Origin of the sequence: Amycolatopsis tolypomycina (assembly GCF_900105945.1) — a bacterium.
GTDB classification, from domain to species: Bacteria; Actinomycetota; Actinomycetes; order Mycobacteriales; family Pseudonocardiaceae; genus Amycolatopsis; species Amycolatopsis tolypomycina.
The window spans coordinates 5,990,904-6,011,536 of record NZ_FNSO01000004.1 but is presented as its reverse complement, the minus strand read 5'-3'; the positions used below and the strand labels follow the sequence as shown (position 1 = coordinate 6,011,536).

Here is a 20,633-nt window from a genome sequence, read left to right as displayed (position 1 = left end):
AGTCAGCGACTCAGGCGGCCCGGGGCAGCGCGTCGATCTCGGCCAGCCGGACCTTCAGCGCCTTCTTGTCCGCCTTGCCGACCGCGGTGTGCGGGAACGCCGTCAGCACCTCGAGCCGTTCCGGGATCTTGAAGGCGGCCAGCCCCCGCTCGGTCAGGAACCGCGCAATCTCCGCGAGCGACAACGAGCACCCGCCGTGGAACCGGACGAACACGCACACCCGTTCCCCGTAGACCGGATCCGGCGAGGGGACGGCGGCCACCTCGGCGACCTCGGGCAGCTCCTGGATCAGGGTCTCGACCTCGCCGGCCGAGATCTTCTCCCCACCCCGGTTGATGAGGTCCTTGACCCGGCCGCAGACGACGGCGTACCCCTCGGGCGTGATCCGGACCAGGTCACCGGTGCGGAACCACCCGTCCTCGGTGAACGACAGCTTGTTCTGCTCCGGAACGCCGTAATAGCCACGCGGCGTCCCCGGGCCCCGGGTGAGCAGCTCACCCTCCCCGCCGGGCGGCACCGGCCGCCCGTCCTCGTCGACGACCAGCAGCTCGTCGAAGGGACTGACCGGCGGTCCCTGGGTCCCGAAGGCGAGCTCGTCGGGAGCGTCCGGCGGGGTGTAGCAGATCAGCCCCTCGGCCATCCCGTAGACCTGCTGCAGCCGGCACCCGAGCGCCCGGGCCATCCGCTCCGCGATGTCCGGCGCCAGCATCGACCCGCCCACGTGCACGTACCGCAGGCTGCTCAGGTCGGGCTTCACCGAAGCCGCCGCGTCGACCCACTTGAGCACGACGGCCGGCACCGCCGAAGTCGCCGTCACCCGCTCGGCCTCGATGGCGGCGAAGACCGGCTCGGGCCGCGGGGAGGACGAGAACACGACCCGCCCGCCGGCGTGCAGCGCCCCGAAGATCCCCGGGCTGGCCAACGGGAAGTTGTGCCCGGCGGGCAGCACGGCCAGGTAGACCGTGTCGGCGTCGAAGGCACAGGCACGGGCGGAGTGGGTGATGTTGAACAGGTAGTCGTCATGGGTCCGGCTGATGACCTTCGGCACGCCCGTGGTCCCGCCGGAGAGCAGGAACACGGCGATGTCCGACGGCGACGGCCCGTGCGCGTCGAGCCACGCCCGCCGGCCGGCGACGTCGCCGGCCGGGTCCAGCAGGGCACGGACGTCGACGGCCTCGGGCACGACGGAATCCCCGACGACCAGCACCGAGGCCGGGCCCGGCAGGGCCGAGGCCACGCGGAAAGCCAGCTCCTGGTGGTCGAAACCGCGCCAGGAGTCGGGCACGACCAGCGCCTTGGCCCCCACGTGCGCGCCGATGGCCGTCAGCTCGTGGTCCCGGTGCGGCGGCAGCATCATCGTGGGAACGACCCCGAGCCGCAGCAACGCCGCGGTGACGACGACGAACTCCCAGGTGTTGGGCAGCTGCACCAGCACGGTGTCCCCGCGGGAAAGCCCACGCTCGCCCAGCCGCACGGCCAGTGCGTCGGCCCGGACGGCGAGGTCGCGGTAGGTGAGCCGGGTGGCGCCGTCGACGACGGCCACCCGCTCGCCGCGGGACTCGGCCCATTCCCAGAGGTAGGACCCCATGGTCCGGCCCGGCCAGACCCCGGCCGCGCGGTAGGCGTGCGCCAGGTCCGCGGGCCAGGGGACGAAACCGTCGAAACTCATTCCTGCTCCCCCGTGTCCTCGGCCATCCGCTCGGTGAGCAGCGCGGCGACCGCCTCGATCGTCGGCCGGTCCCAGAACAGCGTCGCCGGCAGGGCGAACCGGAAGCGCCGCTCCAGCCCGCGCCGGATCCGCACGGTCATCACCGAGTCGAGACCCATTTCGATGAGCGGCCGCCGGGAGTCCACTTCGGACGCCGCGAGGCCGGTCTCGGCCGCGACGTGCTTGCGGATCTCCTCGGTGACCGCCGCCGACAGCTCGGCGCCGGTGAGCCCGGCCCACGGGACGTCGACCAGGTCCGCGGCGGTGGCACCGGCCGCGGCCTCCTCGGGCAGTTCGGAGAGCAGCGCCAGCTTCCGCACCCCGGGCTCGCCGGGCAGCGTCCGCAGCATGACCGCGTACCCGAGGTCGTGCCGGGCCGCGAGGTCCCACGCCCCGAACGCCTCGGTGACGCTGATGTCGGCCGTGCCGCGGGCGGCGAGCTCGGCGTCGATCACCGCGGTGGAGGTCGACATGCCCAGCCCGCGCCACGACGTCCACGCGTAGCTCGCGGCCCCGGTGTCGCCCGCCGCGCGGCGGTGGGCGGCCAGTGCGTCGAGGAACGCGTTGCCCGCCGCGTAGCTGGCCTGCCCGGGCAGGCCGAGCAGCTGCCCGCACGAGGAGAACAGCACGAAGAAGTCCAGCGAGCCCGGTTCGAACAGGCGGTGCAGGTTCAGCGCGCCCTCGACCTTCGGCCGCATGACGCGGCGCAGCGAGGCCTCGTCGAGCTTGCCGAGCGTGCGGTCGTCGAGCACGCCGGCGGCGTGCACGACCCCGCGGAACGGCGGCAGCCCGAGCGCGTCCGACGACAGCTTCGCGGCGACCTCGTCGGCGTCGGCGACGTCCACCGCGACCGGGATCACGGTGACCCCGAGCCGTTCCAGGGCGACCACCGACTCGACGGCGTCGATCTCGGCCTCGTCGGTCAGCTCGCCCCACTTCGCGCGTGGCGGCAGTCCGCGGCGGCCGGCGAGCACGATCCGCCGGGCCCCGCGGTCGGCCAGCCAGTGCGCGACCTCCAGGCCGAGCACGCCGAGACCGCCGGTGACCAGGTAGGTCGCGTGCGGCCGGGCGGCCAGGCGCGGCTGCGTCGGGTCGCCCTCGAGCCGGTGCAGGCGCCCGACCGAGGCCTCGCCGTCGCGGACGACGACGACGTCCTCGCCGCGGATCGTCCGCAGCACCTCGACCAGGCCCGCGATGTCCGTTTCGGACTGTCCGATGTCGACAGTGCCGCCCCAGAGGTCGGGGTGCTCGCCGCCGATCACGCGGCCGACGCCCCACAGCGGGCCGTGGCCGAGCGCGTCGGCCTCGGCGGCCTCGCGGACGCCCTCGGTGAGGCACCAGACCCGGGCGGTCTTCGCCTGCCCGGTCGCGGCGACGCGCTGCGCGGTGCGGGCGAGCAGCCACGACCCCGCCGCGGCGGCGTCGCCGGTCGCCCCGGCGGCGGGCACCACGAGCAGCGTGTGGTCCGGGCCGAGCACCCCTTCGGGCAGGCCCTCCGGCGTGGCCGCGACCAGGTGCGCGACCCCCAGCGCGTCGAGCCCGGTGGTGACCCGCCGCAGGACCGGCGAGTCCGGCCCGACGAGCACGAGGTTCCCGGCCGGTCCGCCCGCGGCGCCCTCGGCCGGGCGCCAGGCGAGCTTGTGCACGACCTGGCGCGGGCTGGTGACGGCACCGGCTTCGCTGTCCAGCACGCCGTACTTGAGCCGGGTCAGCCGGCCGACGACGGTGCCGTCGAGGTCGGCGATCTCGACGTCGACGGTGTCGTCGGCGACCACGCGCACGGTCACCCTGGCCCGCGACGGCGACTGCTCGGCGAGGGTGACGCGGTGGATGTGCGCGGGCATCCGCAGGATCGGCGGCCCGCCGAAGGCGACCGAAGCCGCCGACAGCGCGCCGTCGAGCAGCGGCGCCCACGTGCTGGGCAGCTCGTCCGAGCCGGGGTCGGTGTTGACCGTGACGACGAGGGTGCCCTCGCCGCGCCGGATCTCCTCGACCGCCCACGGGAAGCCCATCGCGGCGACGCCGAGGGTGGCGAGCCGGTCGATGACGTACCCGGTCGGCAGGTCCTCGCTGGTCCGCGCCTCCGAGCGCTGGCCGCGGATCGAGCCGCCGAACGCGCTGACCGCCGCGGTGGTGTGGGTGACCCAGCCCTTGTCGTCGCCGTCCTCGGCGTTGACGTCCTCGATGATCCGCGACGACAGCCGGAAGGCGCCGTCCTGCAACACGATCTGGAGGTGCCGCGGCCGGGTGACGCTCACCGGGACGCGCAGTGCGACGTCGGAAAGCTCGTGCCAGGCGCCCTTCGCCGAGGCGGCGGCGGTGAGGAAGCTGTTGAGCAGCACGGCGGCCGGGATGATCTCGACCTTCCGCACCGGGTGGTCGCCCGGGTACGGCCGCGAGTCGCGGTCGAGGTAGGTCAGCCAGGCCTGGGCCGGGTTCGCGCCGTGCACGTTGATCCGGCCGCCGAGCAGCGTGTGGCTGTCGAGGTCGTGCTGCTCGGTGAGGAACGAGCGGCCGACCGAGTCGTCGACCCAGTGCTCCTTGCGCTGCCACGCCGTGGTCGGCAGGTCCGCGAGCGTCCCCTCCGGCCAGTGCGCCGCCCAGTCGACGTCGGCGCCGCCGCAGTACAGCACGCCGAGGTTCGCCAGCAGGGTTTCGCGCTCGGGCCGGTTGCGCCGCAGCGAGTGCGTGACGACGGCGTCGGTGATGCCCAGCTCGTCGAGGGTCTCGTTGATCGAGTGCTCGACCACCGGGTGCGGGGAGACCTCGACGAACAGCCGGTAGCCGTCCGCCGCCGCGGCCGCGACGGCCTCGGCGAACCGCACGGTGCCGCGCAGGTTCGTGGCCCAGTAGGCGCCGTCGCGCGGGGCGTCCGACCGCGGGTCGGCCAGCGCGGTGCTGTACACCGGGACGTCGGCCGGGGCGGGCGGCAGGTCCGCGGCGGCCGCGGCCAGCGACTCCAGCAGCGGGTCCATGTGCGGGCTGTGGAAGGCGACGTCGGAGTCGACCCGGCGCACGGCGAGGCCCTCGGCGGCGAACCGCTCGCTCGTCTCCTGCACGGCCTCGATGTCCCCGGAGAACACGGTCGAGCCGGTGGCCGCGGCGACCGCGACGGCGATGTCGGTGCGGCCCGCGAGCCGGCGCCGCGCCTCCTCCGGCGGCAGGTTCACCATCGCCATCGCGCCCTGGCCCGCCACCTGCCGCAGCAGCACGGACCGGCGGCAGACCAGCCGGGCGCCCTGCTCGAGGGTGAGCATGCCGGACGTGACGGCCGCGGCGATCTCGCCGACCGAGTGCCCGATGACGGCGTCGGGGTGGACCCCGCGGTCGCGCCACAGCGCGGCCAGCGCGACCTGGACGGCGAAGATCATCGGCTGGATGACGTCGACCGGCTGCGCCTCGTCCGACCCGATGGTCGCGCGCGGCGAAACTCCCATCTCCGCCTGGAAAACGGGCTCGATCTCGTCGATCACGGCCGCGAACGCGGGCTCGGTGGCCAGCAGCTCGCGGGCCATCCCGGTCCACTGCGAACCGTGCCCGGAGAAGACCCAGACGAGGTCCTGGCGCGAGGTCTCCGGCAGCGCGCGCCCGGCGACCCCGCCGGTGCCCGAGGCCGCGAACTCGGCGAGCCGGGTGCGCAGCGCCGCGGAGCTGTCGGCGGTCACCGCGGCCCGGAACGGCAGGTGCTGGCGGCGCCGGGCGAGCGTGTGCCCGATGTCGGCGAGCTCGGTGTCGGGGTGGCGGGACAGCCAGTTCGCCAGCCGCCCGGCGTACTTCGAGACGGCCGCCTCGGTCGCCCCGGACAGCGGCAGGACGTTCGGCTTCCCGCTCGTGGACTTCGGCTTCTCCGCCGCCGGTTCGGCTTCGGGCGCGGCTTCGAGGATGACGTGCGCGATGGTGCCGCCGTAGCCGTACCCGGAAACCCCGGCGCGGCGCGGCGCGCTGCTCTGCGGCCACGGCGTGTTCTCGGTGACCACGCGCAAACCCGAAGTGGCCCAGGGGATCTTGGGGTTCGGCGTGGTGAAGTTGAGGCTGGGCGGGATCTCGGCGTGCTGCAGGGCCAGCACGGTCTTGATCACCCCGGCGACGCCCGCGCCGGCTTCGAGGTGCCCGACGTTCGGCTTCACCGAGCCGATCAGGCACGGCGCGTCGGCCGGGCGCCCGGCGCCGAACACCGCCGTCATCGCGCCCGCTTCGAGCGGGTCGCCGACGCTGGTACCGGTGCCGTGCGCCTCGACGTAGCCGACGGTCGCCGGGTCGATGCCGGACGCCTCGTAGGCGCGGCGCATCAGGTGGGCCTGCGCCTCGCCGTTGGGCGCCATGATGCCGTTGGTCTTGCCGTCCTGCTGCACGGCGCTGCCGCGGATGACCGCGAGCACGCGGTCGCCGTCGCGGCGGGCGTCCTTGAGCAGCTTGAGCACGACGATGCCGCCGCCCTCACCGCGGCCGTAGCCGTCGGCCGAGGCGTCGAAGGACTTGCTGCGGCCGTCGCGGGAGGTCGCGCCGGCGGCGTCGAGCACGACCGAGAGGCCGGGGCCTGCCATCACCAGGATGCCGCCGGCGAGGGCGACCGGGCACTCGCCGGAGCGCAGCGCCTGGGCGGCCAGGTGGATCGAGACCAGCGACGACGAGCACGCGGTGTCCACCACCATGCTCGGCCCGCGCAGGTCGAGCGCGTAGGACACCCGGTTCGCGACCGCGCAGAACGAGCTGCCGATCCCGGTCCACGCCTCGATCCGGGGCAGGTCCTCCAGCAGCCGCCGCCCGTAGTCGTCGGCGCCGACACCCATGAACACCCCGGCGTCGGTGCCGCCGAGCGAGCGCGGCGGGATCCCGGCGTGCTCCAGCGCCTCCCACGCCAGCTCCAGGGTGATCCGCTGCTGCGGATCCATCAGGGCGGCCTCGCGCGGGGTGACGTCGAAGAAGTCGGCGTCGAACTCCTTGACGTTGTCGAGGAACGCGCCGCGCTTGGTCACGTCCCGCACGACCGCGGCGTGCTCGCGGCTCTGGCCGGCGTGCCACTCCCAGCGGTCCGCGGGCAGGTCGCCGACGTTGTCGCCACCGTCGCGCAGGAGGGCCCAGAACGCCTCTGGTGACTCGATTCCCGCGGCGAAACGGCAAGCCATCCCGATGATGGCGACGGGTTCGGGGAAGTTCATCGGCCTTCTTTCGTTCGTCCCGCGGACGGCGGGCGCCGGGCAAGGACACCGAAGATCCGGGCGAGCCGGTTCCGGCCCGCCCGGATCGGGGGGACCGGGCTACTTGTGGCCCACCACCAGGGCGTGGCTGAAGCCGAGGTCGGCGAACCGCTCGACCCGCGAGAAACCGGCGTCGCGCACGGACTTCTCCATGTCCGCGGCCGACCAGGTCATGCCCTCGCCGGAGGCCAGCGCCAGGAAGTAGGGCGAGACGAGCCCGCCGGACAGCGAGCCGGTGCCCTCGTCGTTGGAGACGAAGTTGTAGACGAGCACCGTGCCGCCCTCGGGGAGCGCGTCGTAGCACTTGCGGAGCATCTCGGTGTTCCGCTCCAGCGACCAGATTTCGTAGATGTGGAAGTACAGGATCGCGTCGGCGCCCTCGGGCAGCCGGTCCTTCAGCATGTCGCCCGGGTGGAAGTGGACGCGCTTGCGGACCGACGGGTCCTCGATCTTGTCCGCGGCGAGCCGGGTGACGCTCTCCTGGTCGAAGACGGTCATCTCGAGCTCGGGGTAGCGCTCGGCCAGCTTGACCGAGTTGGTGCCGTCGCCGCCGCCGATGTCGATGGCGTGCTTGATCCCGCTGAAGTCGTAGTACTCCAGGAACTGCTCGAACGCGCGGTTCGAGGCGTCACCCATGTTGTCGTAGAAGACCTTCTGCAGGTCCGGGGTGGCGGTGAGCTTCGAGTAGAGCGTGTCGCCGGGGCCCTCGAGGTGCCGCAGGCCGACGTTGGTGCTCTGCCGCATCGACTCGGCGAAGTCCACCAGGGTCTTGTTGATGATCTTGTCCTGGATGTCGATGAGCGGCCCGAGGAACCGTTCCCCGTCCTTCAGCAGCTTGCGGCGCACGATCGGGGCGTTGACGAACTTCCCGTCCTTCTTTTCGATCAGCAGCAGGGACGCCAGGCCGAGCAGCAGGACACGCGCCGGGTACTCCTCGACGCCGAGCGCCTCAGCCGTCTCGGTGACGTCCAGGCCGCCGCTGTCCTCGAGCTTCTGGAACAGGTCGAACTCGAGACCCGTGCGCAGCAGTTCGAACGCGGTGTGGCCGTGGATGAGGATCCGGAGGTAGTCCGCATCCGAGATCGGGACGCTCGTCGCCATGGCTTGTGCTCCTTCGCAAGGGATGGGTCGGCCGCCCGGCTCGCCCGCATACGAGGATGATCGGGCCGAAAACCCGGCGGCGCCTCCATTTCTGCGGTGCGGGCTCGCTCGCCTGCGGACAGCCGCTCGAAGCGCACGACGGGAGACGCGGGTGGGGTCGGAGCGGCCCAAGGTGACCTTGGTTGCGCTCAACGCACCGAAGGCCACATTGGGTGCGCTCAACGCACCGAACGCCACATTGGGTGCGTTGGACGCAACCAACGCCACATTGGGGCGCTGGGGGCGGGGCCGGGGCGGGACCTGTGCCGGGTTGCCGGGCGGCTGCGGCGGCGAGTGTGTTGCTGCGGCGCTGGGCGACTGCCGGCGGGCTGGGCGCCGGGCGACCGCGGGCCGGGCGGGCGCCGGCGCGACCGCAGCCGGGCCGGGCTTCGGGCACCGGGTGGTTCCGGGTGCGGGAGACCGCGCCGGGGTGCCGTGGCGGGCGGGGCTCACTCTGCGTAGATTCGGGGCGTGACGGACGGCCGGTGTCCCAGCTGCGGCAAGCCCCTCCCCGTGCGGGCGGGTGGCGGCCGCGGGCGCGTGTCCAAGTACTGCTCGCCCGCCTGCCGGCAGAAGGCCTACCGCGAACGGCAGCAGCCCGCCGCCGGGGCCGCCGTTCCCGATCTCATCGCCGATATCGAGCAGCGTGTCCGGCGGCTGGCGCCGCAGCTGCCCGAGGCCTTCTACACCGATGTCACCGATCTGGCCTCGACCGTCGGCCGGCTCCGCCGCATCGCCCAGCTCGCCCGCGACGCCGCCGTCACGGAAAACGTCACGGAGAACGTCACGGAAAACGTCACGCGGGCGCGCGTGACGGAGAAGCCGCCGGAAAACGTCACGGCCGACGCCGTGACGGAAGAAACGGAAGATTCCGTCACGGACGGCGCCGTGACGGAATCCGGTGAAGACGACGAGGTCACCGCCGCCGTGCGGGCCGGGGACGAATGGGACTTCGCCGGGCTCGTCGAGCCGTACCGGCACGAGCTGCAGGTGCACTGCTACCGCATGGTCGGCTCCTACGACGACGCCGAGGACATGGTCCAGGAGACCTTCCTCCGCGCCTGGAACCGCCGGGACGCCTTCGAGGGCCGCTCGACGTTCCGTGCCTGGCTCTACCGGATCGCGACCAACGTCTGCCTCGACTTCCTGCGCCGCAACCAGCGCCGTCCGCAGCGGTACGAGCCCGTGCCGGGGATGGACAACGGCGCCGCCGAACCACCCGCCAGGGTGACGTGGCTGCAGCCCTACCCGGACGCGATGCTCGAGGACGTCGCCGCCACCGATGTCGAGCCGGAGCGGGCCGCGGTCTCGCGCGAGACCATGGAGCTGGTCTTCCTCGCCGCGATCCAGCACCTGCCGCCGCGGCAGCGGGCCGTGCTCATCCTGCGTGACGTGCTCGGCTGGCCCGCCGCCGACACCGCCGAACAGCTGGACATGAGCGTCGCCTCGGTCAACAGCGCGCTGCAGCGGGCGCGGCCCGCCCTGCGCCGCCACCTGCCCGAACGGCGCAGCGACTGGACCATGCCGAGCCGGCCGACCAGCGAAGAGCGCGAAATCCTGCAGCGCTACATGGACGCGGCCGACCAGGCCGACGCCGCCGTCGTGGCCGAGCTGCTCAGCGAGGACGTCGTCCTGACCATGCCGCCGAACCCGTTCTGGTTCGTCGGCCGCGACGCGATGATGGCGTTCATCAAGCCCTCGATCGACCCGGCGTCGCCGCACTTCCAGGGCACCTGGAAGCACCTGCCGACCTTCGCGAACCGGCTGCCCGCGGCCGCGGGCTACCTGCGGCGGCCCGGCACCACCGTCTACCGGGCGCAGGTGCTCGACGTCCTGCGCATCGAGGGCGGCCGGATCGTCGAGATCACCTCCTTCGAACCCCACCTCTTCCCGGCCTTCGGCCTGCCGCTCACGCTTTAGCCCGATCCGGGCGATGAGTTCTCCGGCGGGCGTGCGTCTCAATGTCCGACAACGCGGGCAACACAGCACGCGAAGAGACGCGAAGGAGAGAGCGATGTCGCTCGAGAAGAAGAACGCGATCGTCTACGGCGCCGGCGGCTCGATCGGCGCGGCGGTGGCCAAGGCGTTCGCCGCCGACGGCGCGCACGTGTTCCTCGTGGGCCGCACCCTCGAACCGCTGCAGGCCGTGGCCGACGAGATCGAGGCCGCGGGCGGGTCGGCGTCGGTGGACGTCCTCGACGCGCTCGACGAGTCCGCCGTCGAGGAGCACGCCAAGACCGTGGTCGTCGAGGGCGGCAGCCTGGACGTCTCGATCAACCTCATCACCCGCGGTGACGTGCAGGGCATCCCGCTGGTCGACATGAAGGTCGCGGACTTCACCAGCCCGATCATCACCGGCGTCACGACGAACTTCATCACCATGCGCGCCGCCGCGCGGCACATGGTGGAGCAGGGTTCCGGCGTGATCCTCGCCCTGGACAGCGGCTCCGCGCACGGCAGCCCGATGATGGGCGGGACCGGGTCCGCCGACGGCGCGATCGACACCCTCGTCCGGAACCTGGCCGCCGAGATCGGCCCCGCGGGCGTGCGCGTCGCCGGGATCTGGACCGCGGGCCTGCCGGAAACGCTGTCGCCGGAGAAGCTGGCGGCGTTCAGCGGCGCCCCGAAGATGGACGACGCCGCGTTCCAGGGTCTGCTCCAGCACCTGGACGGGATGCGCATGACGAAGAAGTCGCCGACGTTGGCCCAAGTGGCCCAGACCGCGGCGTTCCTCGCCTCCCCCGAGGCCGGTGCCATCACGGGCACGTTCGTCAACGTCACGAGCGGCATTTTCCCCAGCTGATCGACCTTTCCGGCCTAGTGGATTCGTCTCTTCAGGCGAATCCCAGTACGGCCGAACGCAGTCAGTGAGCGCAATCCGGAAGATGCGGCCCGCCTCGCGCAAGCACAACGATGTGCTCGGATTCCTCGCCCCTTGTTCCGCCGTTCGGCGGAGCGGGGTCGAGGCGATGGCTGGGGGGCCAGGCCACATGTGTGCACCGGGCACACGTCGAAGAGGAAAGGAAAGCTGATGTCCCTGGAGAACAAGAACGCCATCGTCTACGGGGCCGGTGGTTCCATCGGCCGCGAAGTGGCCAAGGCGTTCGCCGCGGCCGGGGCCCGTGTCTACTGCGCGGGACGGACCCGCAAGAACCTCACGCCGGTGGTCAAGGAGATCACGAACGCCGGCGGCTGGGCGAAGGCCAACGTGGTCAACGCCCTCAACGAGGCCGCGGTGGAGCGCCACGCCAAGGCGGTGGTCGCCGAGAGCGGCAGCCTGGACATCTCGATCAACCTGATCACCCGCGGCGACGTGCAGGGCACGCCACTGGTCGACATGATCGCCGACGACGTGACCGGGCCGGTGCTCACCGGGCTGACGACGAACTTCCTGACGGCGCGGGCCGCCGCCCGGCACATGGTGGAGCAGGGCTCGGGCGTGATCCTCGGCCTGAACAGCGGCTCGGCCAACGGCAGCCCGATGATGGGCGGCACCGGCCCGGCCGACGCGGCGCTGGACACGCTGTTCCGCAACCTGGCGAACGAGATCGGCCCCGCGGGCGTGCGCGTCCTCGGCATCTGGACGGCGGGCCTGCCGGAGACGCTGTCCCCGGAGAAGCTGGCGGCGTTCAGCGGCGCCCCGAAGATGGACGACGAGGCGTTCGCCGGGCTGCTGCAGCACCTGGACGGGATGCGCATGACGAAGAAGTCCCCGACCCTGGCGGAAGTGGCGGCGACGGCGACGTTCCTCGCCTCCGACCGGGCGGGCGCGATCACGGGCACGTTCGTCAACGTCACGAGCGGCACGTTCCCGAGCTGACCACCGGCCACGGACGGAAGGGGATCCTCGCCACGGCGGGGATCCCCTTCGGCGTTCGGTGACACGGAAGATTTCTTCGAACGTTCCCCCGCTCGCCCGCGGGGCAAACCATGAGACGTCCACCGCCCGACCCGGGTGTGAGGCTGGCAGCAGGCCGCACCGCAGCAAGTGACGGCCCTCCACGTACCTCTCACGCCAAGGAGGCCGGCACATGGCCGGACAGGTCGGAAGCGTCGCCGTCGTCCTCGGTGGCAGCATGGCCGGTAGCCTGGCGGCCCGGGTGCTGTCCGAGTCCTACGAGAACGTCCTGGTCCTCGACCGCGACACCGTCCTCGGGGTGACGAAGCCGCGCCGGGGCACGCCGCACACCCGGCACGCGCACGGGCTGCACGCTCGGGGCCAGCGGATCCTCGAAGACTTCTTCCCCGGGTTCACCGACGAGCTGCGCGCGTCCGGCGCGCCGGTCGGCGACCTCGGCGAGATGCGCTGGTACTTCAACGGCCTCCGCCTGCCCTACACCCACACCGGCCTCGTCTCCGTGACGCCGACGCGCCCGGTGCTGGAGAACCACGTCCGCACGCGCGTCAACGCGCTGCCGAACGTCACTTACCTGGAGCAGCACGACATCCTCGGCCTCGTGTCCACTTCGGACAACGAGCGGGTGATCGGCGTGCGGGTGCGCGACGCCGACGGCGTCGAGAAGGTCCTCCGCGCCGACCTCGTGCTCGACGCCACCGGCCGCGGCTCGCGGACGCCCGCCTGGCTGGAGCAGCTCGGCTACGCGCGGCCCACCGAGGACCGCGTCAAGATCGGGCTGGCCTACACCACCCGGTTCTACCGCCGCCCGCCCGGCTCGTTCACCGACACCTGGTCGATCAACCCGGTCGCCTCGCCCGCGCACCCCCGCGGCGCCTTCTTCGGACTGTCCGATGAGGACACCTGCATCGTGTCGCTCACCGGCATCCTCGGCGACCACCCGCCGACCGACCACGACGGCTTCGTCGAGTTCGCGAAGTCCCTGCCGGTGCCGGACGTCTACGACGGCATCAAGGACGCCGAGCCGCTCGACGACGCGACCTCCTTCGGCTTCCCCGCCAGCGTGCGCCGCCGCTACGAGCACCTCGAGAAGTTCCCGGCCGGCCTGCTCGTGCTCGGGGACGCGATCTGCAGCTTCAACCCGGTCTACGGCCAGGGCATGAGCGTCGCTGCCTGGGAGGCCTTCACCCTCCGCGAGCACCTGCGGGGCGGCGAAGTCGACCAGTACGCCTACTTCCGCGACATCGGCCAGGTCGTCGACGCGCCCTGGGCGGTTTCCGCCAGCGGCGACCTGGCCTTCCCCGGTGTCGAAGGCGAGCGCACTCCGGAGATCGAACAGGGCAACGCCTTCATGGGCATGCTGCAGTACGCCGCGTCGAAGGACCAGGAGATCGTCAAGGCGTTCATGCGCGTGGCAGGTCTGATCGACCCGCCGACCGCGCTGATGGACGAGGCACTGGTCCAGCGCGTCCTCTCGCACCAGCCCGCCGAAGGCCAGGCCGCCTGACTCTCCTTGCCCGGCAAGCAGAAAACCCCGCAAACGCGGAGACGTGGGTCACCCGCGCCCGTGGCTAGCGTCGGAACCGGCGCTGCAGGATTCGAGGAATTGGAGTGTGATCATGTCCCGGTCCGTTCATGAGGCGTTCTCCGCGCAGGCCGCCCGAACCCCCGACGTGGTGGCGGTCTCCGGCTCGGACCGGACGCTGACGTACCGGGAGCTCGACGAGCGCGCCAACCGGCTCGCCCACCGGCTCGCGGGGCTGGGCGCCGGCCCCGACGTCCCGGTCGCGGTGCTGCTCCAGCGCAGCACCGACGTCGTCGTCACGTTCCTGGCCGCGCTCAAGGCCGGCTCGTTCTACCAGCCGATCCACTCGGCCTACCCGGCCGACCGGCGCCAGTGGATCGTCGACCACTCGAAGGCGACCATCCTGGTCACCGACGAGGCCTCGAAGGGCCTGGGCATCCCGTCGGTCGCCGACGTCGTGCTGGCGTCGGAGGACCTCTCCGACCAGCCGGCGACGGCCCCCGCGGTCACGCTCGACGAGAACGCCCCGGCGTACGTCATGTACACCTCGGGTTCCACGGGCGAGCCGAAGGGCGTGGCCGTGCGCCACACCGACGCGCTCGCGCTGGCGCTGGACTCCACCTGGGACACCGGCAACCACGAGCGGGTCCTGCTCATCGCGCCGCACGCGTTCAACGTCTCCACGTACGAGATCTGGGTCCCGCTGCTGCACGGCGGCACCGTGTTCGTCGCGCCCGAGGGCAAGCTCGACATCCCGACGCTCGGTGCCCTGCTGGCCGAGCACGCGATCACCGGCGTGCACCTGACCGCGGGCCTCTTCCGCGTCGTGGCCGAGGAGGCGCCGGAGAGCCTGGCCGGCGTCCGCGAGGTCCTCACCGGCGGCGACGTCATCGCGCCGACCGCGGTCGCCCGCGTGCTCGAGGTCAACCCGGACCTGACCGTCCGCGCGATGTACGGCGCGACCGAGGGCACGGTGTTCAGCACCAACGCCGCGATCCGCGCGCCCTACACCCCGGGCCCGGTGGTCCCGGTCGGGCGCGCGATGGACGGCGTCGAGCTGCACGTGCTGGACGAGCGCCTCGACCCGGTGCCCGACGGCACCGTCGGCGAGCTGTACTTCGGCGGCGTCGGCGTCGCCCTCGGCTACGCGGGCCGCCCGGACCTGACCGGCGAGCGGTTCGTCGCCGACCCGTTCGGCGCGCCCGGTTCCCGGATGTACCGCACCGGCGACCTCGTGCGCCGCACCCCGGCCGGGGAGATCGAGTTCGTCGGCCGCGCCACCGACCAGGTCAAGATCCTCGGCTTCCGGGTCGAGCTCGCCGAGATCGAGGCCGCCATCGCCGGGCACCCGGGTCTCGCCGACGTCGCCGTCATCGCCCGCGAGGTCAAGGCCGGGGACGTCCGCCTGGTCGCCTACCTGGTCGCCGAGTCCGGCGAGCCGGACACCGGCGCCATCCGCGAGCGCGTCCGCTCCCGCCTGCCGGAGTACATGCTGCCCGCCGCGTTCGTCGTGGTGGACCGGTTGCCGCTGACCGCCAACGGCAAGCTCGACCGGGCCGCGCTGCCGCAGCCGGAGTTCGAGACCGCGGGTGCCTCCCGCGCGCCGAGCGGCCCGAAGGAGGAGGCGCTCTGCCGCGCGTTCTCCGAGGTGCTCGGCATCGAAGAGGTCGGCGTCGACGACAGCTTCTTCGACCTGGGCGGTCACTCGCTGCTGGCGATGCGCCTGCTCAACCGGATCCGCGCCGAGCTGGGCGTGGAACTGAAGATCAACACGCTCTTCGACACTCCGACCGTGGCCGGCCTGGCCCAGGTGCTCTGAGGGAGACCGAGATGACGAACCCCTTCGACGACCCGGACAAGAACTACACCGTCCTGGTGAACGCCGCGGGCGAGCACTCCCTGTGGGTGTCCGGCATTCCGGTGCCCGCCGGCTGGGAGGTCACGTACGGCCCGCGCGGGCGCCAGGCCTGCCTGGACCACATCGCCGAGAACTGGCGCGACCTGCGGCCCAACGCGGCCGCCCGCCGCGCCGCCTGACTCCCGGACGCCGCCCACCGCGCACACCCCAGGAAAGAAGGTTTCCCATGGCCACCCCGAACCCGTCGGCCCTCGACGGTCTCGAGCTGGACTACGTCCGTTTCTACGTCGGCAGCCTCGACACGGCACGGGACTGGCTGGTGCGCGGGTACGGCCTCGGCGAACGGCCGCTGGGCGACTCCGGCCCGGACTGGGCCACCGTGCGCTCGATCGAGATCGGGGCCAACGACGTCCGGTTCGTCTTCAGCGAGCCGCTCGTCGAGGACCACCCCGGCACCGCCTACGTCGACCACCACGGCGACGGCGTCTCGGACATCGCCCTGCGCGTCAGCGACGCGAAGGCGGCGTTCGAGGCGGCCGTCGCCCGCGGGGCCCGCCCGGTCGCCGGGCCGTCCCGCGCCGGGAACGTCGTCACGGCCAGCATCATGGGCTTCGGCGACACGCTGCACACCTTCGTCGAGTACCCGGACGGCGTCCCCGCGCCGATCGCGTCGAACGCCGAGGAACCCGGCGCGCTGCTGGAGATCGACCACTTCGCGGTGTGCGTGGAGCACGGGCACCTCGACGCCACGGTCGACTTCTACCGGGACGTGCTGGGCTTCGAGCTGATCTTCGCCGAGACGATCGCGGTCGGCGCCCAGGCGATGACCACGAAGGTCGTGCAGAGCAAGTCCGGCAGCGTCACCTTCACGCTGATCGAGCCGGACACCTCGAAGGAGCCGGGCCACATCGACGACTTCCTCAAGGACCACGGCGGCGCGGGCGTGCAGCACATCGCCTTCACCACCAACGGGATCATCGAGGCGGTCGACGTGCTGCGCGACCGGGGCGTCGAGTTCATGGGCACCCCCGCCTCCTACTACGCGGACCTGCTGCAGCGCGTGGTGCCGGAGCAGTACTCGGTGGCGAACCTGCGCGAGCAGCAGGTGCTGGTCGACGAGGACCACGACGGCCAGCTGTACCAGATCTTCGCCCGCTCGGTGCACCCGCGGAACACGATCTTCCTGGAGCTCATCGAACGGCTCGGGGCGCGGGGCTTCGGCAGCGGCAACATCACCGCGCTGTACCAGGCCGCCGAGCGCCAGCGCGACCACCACTGAAAGCCCTGCAGGGAAAGGGAACCTTCCGATGAGCCGCTACCCGCTGTCGGCCAACCTCGGTCTGCTGTGCATCTTCGACAAGGGGGAGACGGACGGCGCGTTCGGGCCCCGGCACCTGGTGATCCACGGCTGGCGGGTGCGCGGCGAGCTGGACCTCGACGCGCTGCGCGGCGCGCTGGACGACATCGTCGAACGGCACGAGATCCTCCGCACGGAGATCGTCCGCGAAGGCGGCGAGCAGTACCAGCTCGTGCACCCGCCGTGCTCGCCGGAGCTCGTCCTGCACGACCTGACCGACGACGGCCGCCCGCGCGACGAGCAGGTCGACGAGTTCGTCAACACGATCGAGGCGGGCCGGCTCGGCGCCGACCAGCTGCCGCACCTGCGGGCCGAGCTGGGCCGCTTCGACGACCGGGACGGCGTGCTGGTGCTCATCGTGCACCACACCGCCGGCGACGGCTGGTCGCTGCACGTGCTGATCCACGAGCTGGCCGTCAGCTACGCGCGGCGCCGCGGCCTCGACGTCCCCGCGCTGCCGGAGCCGCGCCAGTACGGGGAGTTCTCCGTCTGGCAGATCGACGACCTGGCCAGTGAGCAGGCGGAGGCGTCGCGCGGGTACTGGGGCGGCAAGCTGCGCGGCGGCCGGATGCTCGACATCAAGGCCGACCGCACGCTCGCCCCGGAGACCGCGGCCGTCTACGCGGTGGAGCGGTTCCTGCTCGACGCCGAGCTCACCCGGAGCACGACGGAGCTGGCGCGGGTGATGCACTGCTCGCCGTTCATGGTGCTGCTGGCCGCGTTCAACGCGCTGCTGGCGCGGATGTCGGGTGCCACCGACCTGGTGGTCCCGATCATCACCTCCGGCCGCGCCGACCAGTCGCACTACGAGACGATCGGCCCGTTCTTCAACCTGGTCCCGCTGCGGACCGACATCGACGGCTGCCGCACCTTCTCCGAGCTGGTGCTGCGGATCCGGGCCACCTGCCTGGAGGCCTACGCGCACGAGCTGCCCTTCAGCGAGGTCGTCGCGCAGGCGCCGGAGATCAACAAGACCTACGAGCGGGACGACAACGCCGTCTGCGCCATCCAGGTGCTGCAGTTCCCCGGCATGACCGAAGCCGAGACCGTCGGCGACGTCGAGTACGCCGAGGTCCGCAAGCGCACCAAGTCCTGCCAGGACACCTCGGACATCCCCAACGGCGTGCTGTGGGCCCTCGACATCCTCGGGGACGGCGAGATCGCCGGCACCGCGCGCTACAACACCGAGCAGTTCGACCGGGAGACGATGGTCCGGATGATCGAGGACTACCGCGGGATCCTCGCCTCCGGCCTGGCCGACCCCAACCGTCCACTGTGGGCACTCTGACGATCCAGCAGCAGCGGCGATTTCTAGGAGGAATGCGCACATGAGCGCAAGCGATGAGAACTACGACGTCGTGGTCGTCGGCGGGGGACCCGGTGGCGCGGCGACGGCCGGGCTGCTGGCCGGCATGGGGCACAAGGTCCTGGTCCTGGAGCGCGAGAAGTTCCCGCGCTACCACATCGGCGAGTCCCTGATCACCGGCGCGCTGCCCACCTTGGACGACCTCGGCCTGATCAAGCGGCTGGACGCCATGGGCTTCACGAAGAAGTACGGCGGCACGCTGCTGTGGGGCAAGAACCAGGGCACCTGGGGCTTCCGGTTCACCGAGTCGGCCCTCTACGACTACGCCTACCAGGTGCGCCGCGCCGACTTCGACGCGCTGGTCCTGGGCCGCGCCCGCGAGCTGGGCGCGAAGGTGCTCGAAGAGGTCACCGTCCGCGAGCCGATCTTCGACGGCGAGCGCATGGTCGGCGTCACCTACGCGGAGAAGGGCAGCAAGGAGACGAAGGAGGCGCACGCCAAGTTCGTCATCGACGCCACCGGCCAGAACCACATCCTGGCCAAGCACTTCGACTCCGTCGTCTGGCACGACGACCTGCGCAACATCGCCACCTGGACGTACTGGCAGGGCTGCAACCTCTACAGCGGCACCAAGGCCGGCGACATCATCTCGGAGAACCGCCCCACCGGCTGGTTCTGGTTCATCCCGCTGCACGACGGCACGGTCAGCGTCGGCTACGTGACGCCGCTGGAGGAGTACCAGAAGTCCGGCAAGTCGCTGGAGGAGCTGTACTTCGAGGAGCTCGGCAAGACCGAAGAGGTCAGCACCCTGGTCAAGGGCGCGACCCGGGCGAGCGGGTTCCGCAACATCAAGGACTGGTCCTACACCGCCGAGCGCTTCCACGGCCCGGGCTGGGCGCTCGTCGGCGACGCGGCCGCGTTCGTCGACCCGCTGCTGTCCACCGGCGTCACGCTGGCGCTGCGCGGCGCGCGGGCCCTGGCCGACGCGATCGACGGAGCCCTGCACGACCCGTCGGTGGAGGACGAGCTGCTCGGCCTGTACGAGGAGAGCTACCGCACCTTCCTCGACTCCGTGCTGGACTTCGTGCGGTTCTTCTACGACCGCACGAAGAACAAGGAGGACTACTGGGACAAGGCCCAGGAGCAGATCGACCCGCAGAAGCTGCGGCCGCGCGAGACGGACTTCGCGACCATGCTCTCGGGCCTGACCGGGATCAACGACATCTTCCAGCAGCGCCGGCGCGCGGCTTGAGCGTCCTTTAGGAGAGCACGAAATGAGCGAACACGAGATCCTCGCGCCGCAGGGGAGAGGTCTCACCTACCGCGGGGTCGCCTACGACTGCGGGTCCAACCACGAGACCGGCCAGGGCCACAACTCGCGCATGGTGTGGAACGACGACATCATGCGCACCGAGATCGACTCGATCGCCGACGGCCTCAAGGCCAACTCGGTGACGATCTACGGCACCCTGTTCGACCGCCTCGAGGCCACCACGGCCCACGCCGTCGAGCGCGGCCTGCACGTGTGGCTGCAGCCGCGCCTGATGGACGGCGAGCAGCCGGACGTGCTGGAGCACATCGCCGAGACCGCGCGCCTGGGCGAGAAGTTCCGCAAGCAGGGCGCGGACATCCACGTCAGCGTCGGCTGCACGCACGCGATCCAGACCATGGGGATCATGCCGGGCGAGTTCTACCACAACCGGATGGGCAACGCCTTCCCCGACTCCGACCACCACTTCCTGCGCCCGGTCGGCCCGATCGACCACGACGACGTCGAGCTGAAGCTCAACGCGTTCCTGGGCCAGGCGGTGAAGGTCGCACGGGCGAACTTCAGCGGCGGCATCACGTACTCGGCGGGTTCGTTCGAGCGGGTCGACTGGACGCCGTTCGACTACATCGGCATCACGGACTACTTCCACGCGAAGCCGAGCCGCGAGGCCTACATCGCCGAGCTGGACTCGTACCGCAAGTGGGGCAAGCCGATCATGATCGCCGAGTACGGCACGTTCACCTACGCGGGCGCGTCCGAGAAGGGCCTGCTGGGCTTCGACATCGTGGACCGCACGGTCGAGCCCCCGCGCGTGTTCGACGGCTTCGTCCGCGACGAGCAGGCCCAGGCCGACTTCCACCTCGACCGGCTGCGCCTGTACGACGAGTTCGGGATCCACAGCGTCGCGGTGACGGAGTTCGTCCACCCGACGCACCCGCACTCCGAGGACCCCCAGTGGGACCTCGACACGGCGAGCATGACGATCACGAAGACCATCCGAGACGACTACTTCGACCACTTCTCGACCTACCGGATCGAGCCGAAGGAGTCGTACAAGGCGATCGCCCGCTACTACGAGGCGGTCACCGAGCGCGAGCGCCGCGCGGCAGCCTGACCTGGGGGCCTCCCGAGCCGCCTCGCACCGACGGGTGCGAGGCGGCTTTTCCCGTTCCCGTGCCCCGGCCCCGGCCCCAAGCGCCCCAATGTGGCGTTGGGTGCGTTGGACGCACCCAATGTGGCGTTCGGTGCGTTGGACGCAACCAACGCCACATTGGGGCGCGCGCTGCGAATCCGGGCCGGCGCGCGAAAGAGCCCCGGGCCGGCGAACCGTCCCGGGGCTCGAGACGGAGAAACCTACGCGGCCGCGGCTTTCCCGTTCCGGCGGCGGCCGGGTGGGGGCAGCCGGCCACGCCGGT

13 protein-coding genes are annotated in these 20,633 nt (G+C 71.8%); 10 read left to right on the top strand and 3 right to left on the bottom strand.

Going from position 1 to position 20,633, the window contains the following annotated elements:
* Positions 1-10: 10 nt before the first annotated feature.
* From BLW76_RS37130 to BLW76_RS37120, 3 genes are all read right to left on the bottom strand, one after another.
* Complete coding sequence (locus BLW76_RS37130) at positions 11-1,669, bottom strand: (2,3-dihydroxybenzoyl)adenylate synthase (RefSeq protein ID WP_091316428.1); 1,659 nt, start codon at positions 1,667-1,669, stop codon at positions 11-13.
* A complete protein-coding gene (locus BLW76_RS37125) occupies positions 1,666-6,867 on the bottom strand; it encodes a type I polyketide synthase (RefSeq protein ID WP_091316427.1) in 5,202 nt (1,733 codons plus the stop codon). The genes BLW76_RS37130 and BLW76_RS37125 overlap by 4 nt, the downstream gene beginning before the upstream one ends.
* A 99-nt stretch (positions 6,868-6,966) precedes the next feature.
* The gene (locus tag BLW76_RS37120) at positions 6,967-8,007 is read right to left on the bottom strand and encodes a methyltransferase (RefSeq protein WP_091316425.1); all 1,041 of its coding nucleotides are present in this window, start codon (positions 8,005-8,007) and stop codon (positions 6,967-6,969) included.
* 510 nt (positions 8,008-8,517) lie between these two features.
* Between BLW76_RS37120 and BLW76_RS37115 the strand changes: the two genes are divergently transcribed.
* From BLW76_RS37115 to BLW76_RS37070, 10 genes are all read left to right on the top strand, one after another.
* A complete protein-coding gene (locus tag BLW76_RS37115; RefSeq protein WP_091316423.1) occupies positions 8,518-9,966 on the top strand; it encodes a sigma-70 family RNA polymerase sigma factor in 1,449 nt (482 codons plus the stop codon).
* Positions 9,967-10,060: 94 nt separating this feature from the next.
* Positions 10,061-10,849: an SDR family NAD(P)-dependent oxidoreductase gene (locus BLW76_RS37110; RefSeq protein ID WP_091316422.1), complete on the top strand. Its 789-nt coding sequence runs from the start codon at positions 10,061-10,063 to the stop codon at positions 10,847-10,849.
* A 228-nt stretch (positions 10,850-11,077) separates the two neighbouring features.
* Positions 11,078-11,866 (top strand): SDR family NAD(P)-dependent oxidoreductase, encoded by a 789-nt coding sequence (locus BLW76_RS37105; protein WP_091316420.1) that lies wholly within the window; start codon positions 11,078-11,080, stop codon positions 11,864-11,866.
* A gap of 211 nt (positions 11,867-12,077) precedes the next feature.
* Positions 12,078-13,409 (top strand): FAD-dependent oxidoreductase, encoded by a 1,332-nt coding sequence (locus BLW76_RS37100; protein WP_091316418.1) that lies wholly within the window; start codon positions 12,078-12,080, stop codon positions 13,407-13,409.
* A gap of 112 nt (positions 13,410-13,521) precedes the next feature.
* Entirely contained in the window at positions 13,522-15,246 is a 1,725-nt protein-coding gene (locus BLW76_RS37095) for a non-ribosomal peptide synthetase (protein WP_244170490.1), read from the top strand.
* Between the two features lie 11 nt (positions 15,247-15,257).
* Positions 15,258-15,464 (top strand): MbtH family protein, encoded by a 207-nt coding sequence (locus BLW76_RS37090; RefSeq protein ID WP_091316416.1) that lies wholly within the window; start codon positions 15,258-15,260, stop codon positions 15,462-15,464.
* 47 nt (positions 15,465-15,511) lie between these two features.
* A complete protein-coding gene (gene hppD, locus BLW76_RS37085; protein ID WP_091316415.1) occupies positions 15,512-16,564 on the top strand; it encodes a 4-hydroxyphenylpyruvate dioxygenase in 1,053 nt (350 codons plus the stop codon).
* Between the two features lie 28 nt (positions 16,565-16,592).
* Positions 16,593-17,930, top strand: coding sequence for a condensation domain-containing protein (locus BLW76_RS37080; RefSeq protein WP_091316413.1), 1,338 nt, complete (start codon positions 16,593-16,595; stop codon positions 17,928-17,930).
* A gap of 40 nt (positions 17,931-17,970) precedes the next feature.
* Positions 17,971-19,200 (top strand): NAD(P)/FAD-dependent oxidoreductase, encoded by a 1,230-nt coding sequence (locus tag BLW76_RS37075; RefSeq protein WP_091316412.1) that lies wholly within the window; start codon positions 17,971-17,973, stop codon positions 19,198-19,200.
* A 22-nt stretch (positions 19,201-19,222) separates the two neighbouring features.
* Positions 19,223-20,332, top strand: a complete 1,110-nt coding sequence (locus BLW76_RS37070; protein ID WP_091316410.1) for a hypothetical protein — start codon at positions 19,223-19,225, stop codon at positions 20,330-20,332.
* The last annotated feature ends 301 nt before the right edge of the window (positions 20,333-20,633 follow it).

Coding starts and splice junctions, on each gene's coding strand:
- BLW76_RS37100 (WP_091316418.1), top strand. CDS start 12,078: ATGGCCGGACAGGTCGGAAGCGTCGCCGTCGTCCTCGGTGGCAGCATG.
- BLW76_RS37090 (WP_091316416.1), top strand. CDS start 15,258: ATGACGAACCCCTTCGACGACCCGGACAAGAACTACACCGTCCTGGTG.
- BLW76_RS37075 (WP_091316412.1), top strand. CDS start 17,971: ATGAGCGCAAGCGATGAGAACTACGACGTCGTGGTCGTCGGCGGGGGA.
- BLW76_RS37125 (WP_091316427.1), bottom strand. CDS start 6,867: ATGAACTTCCCCGAACCCGTCGCCATCATCGGGATGGCTTGCCGTTTC.
- BLW76_RS37130 (WP_091316428.1), bottom strand. CDS start 1,669: ATGAGTTTCGACGGTTTCGTCCCCTGGCCCGCGGACCTGGCGCACGCC.
- BLW76_RS37105 (WP_091316420.1), top strand. CDS start 11,078: ATGTCCCTGGAGAACAAGAACGCCATCGTCTACGGGGCCGGTGGTTCC.
- BLW76_RS37120 (WP_091316425.1), bottom strand. CDS start 8,007: ATGGCGACGAGCGTCCCGATCTCGGATGCGGACTACCTCCGGATCCTC.
- BLW76_RS37110 (WP_091316422.1), top strand. CDS start 10,061: ATGTCGCTCGAGAAGAAGAACGCGATCGTCTACGGCGCCGGCGGCTCG.
- BLW76_RS37095 (WP_244170490.1), top strand. CDS start 13,522: ATGTCCCGGTCCGTTCATGAGGCGTTCTCCGCGCAGGCCGCCCGAACC.
- hppD (WP_091316415.1), top strand. CDS start 15,512: ATGGCCACCCCGAACCCGTCGGCCCTCGACGGTCTCGAGCTGGACTAC.
- BLW76_RS37080 (WP_091316413.1), top strand. CDS start 16,593: ATGAGCCGCTACCCGCTGTCGGCCAACCTCGGTCTGCTGTGCATCTTC.
- BLW76_RS37070 (WP_091316410.1), top strand. CDS start 19,223: ATGAGCGAACACGAGATCCTCGCGCCGCAGGGGAGAGGTCTCACCTAC.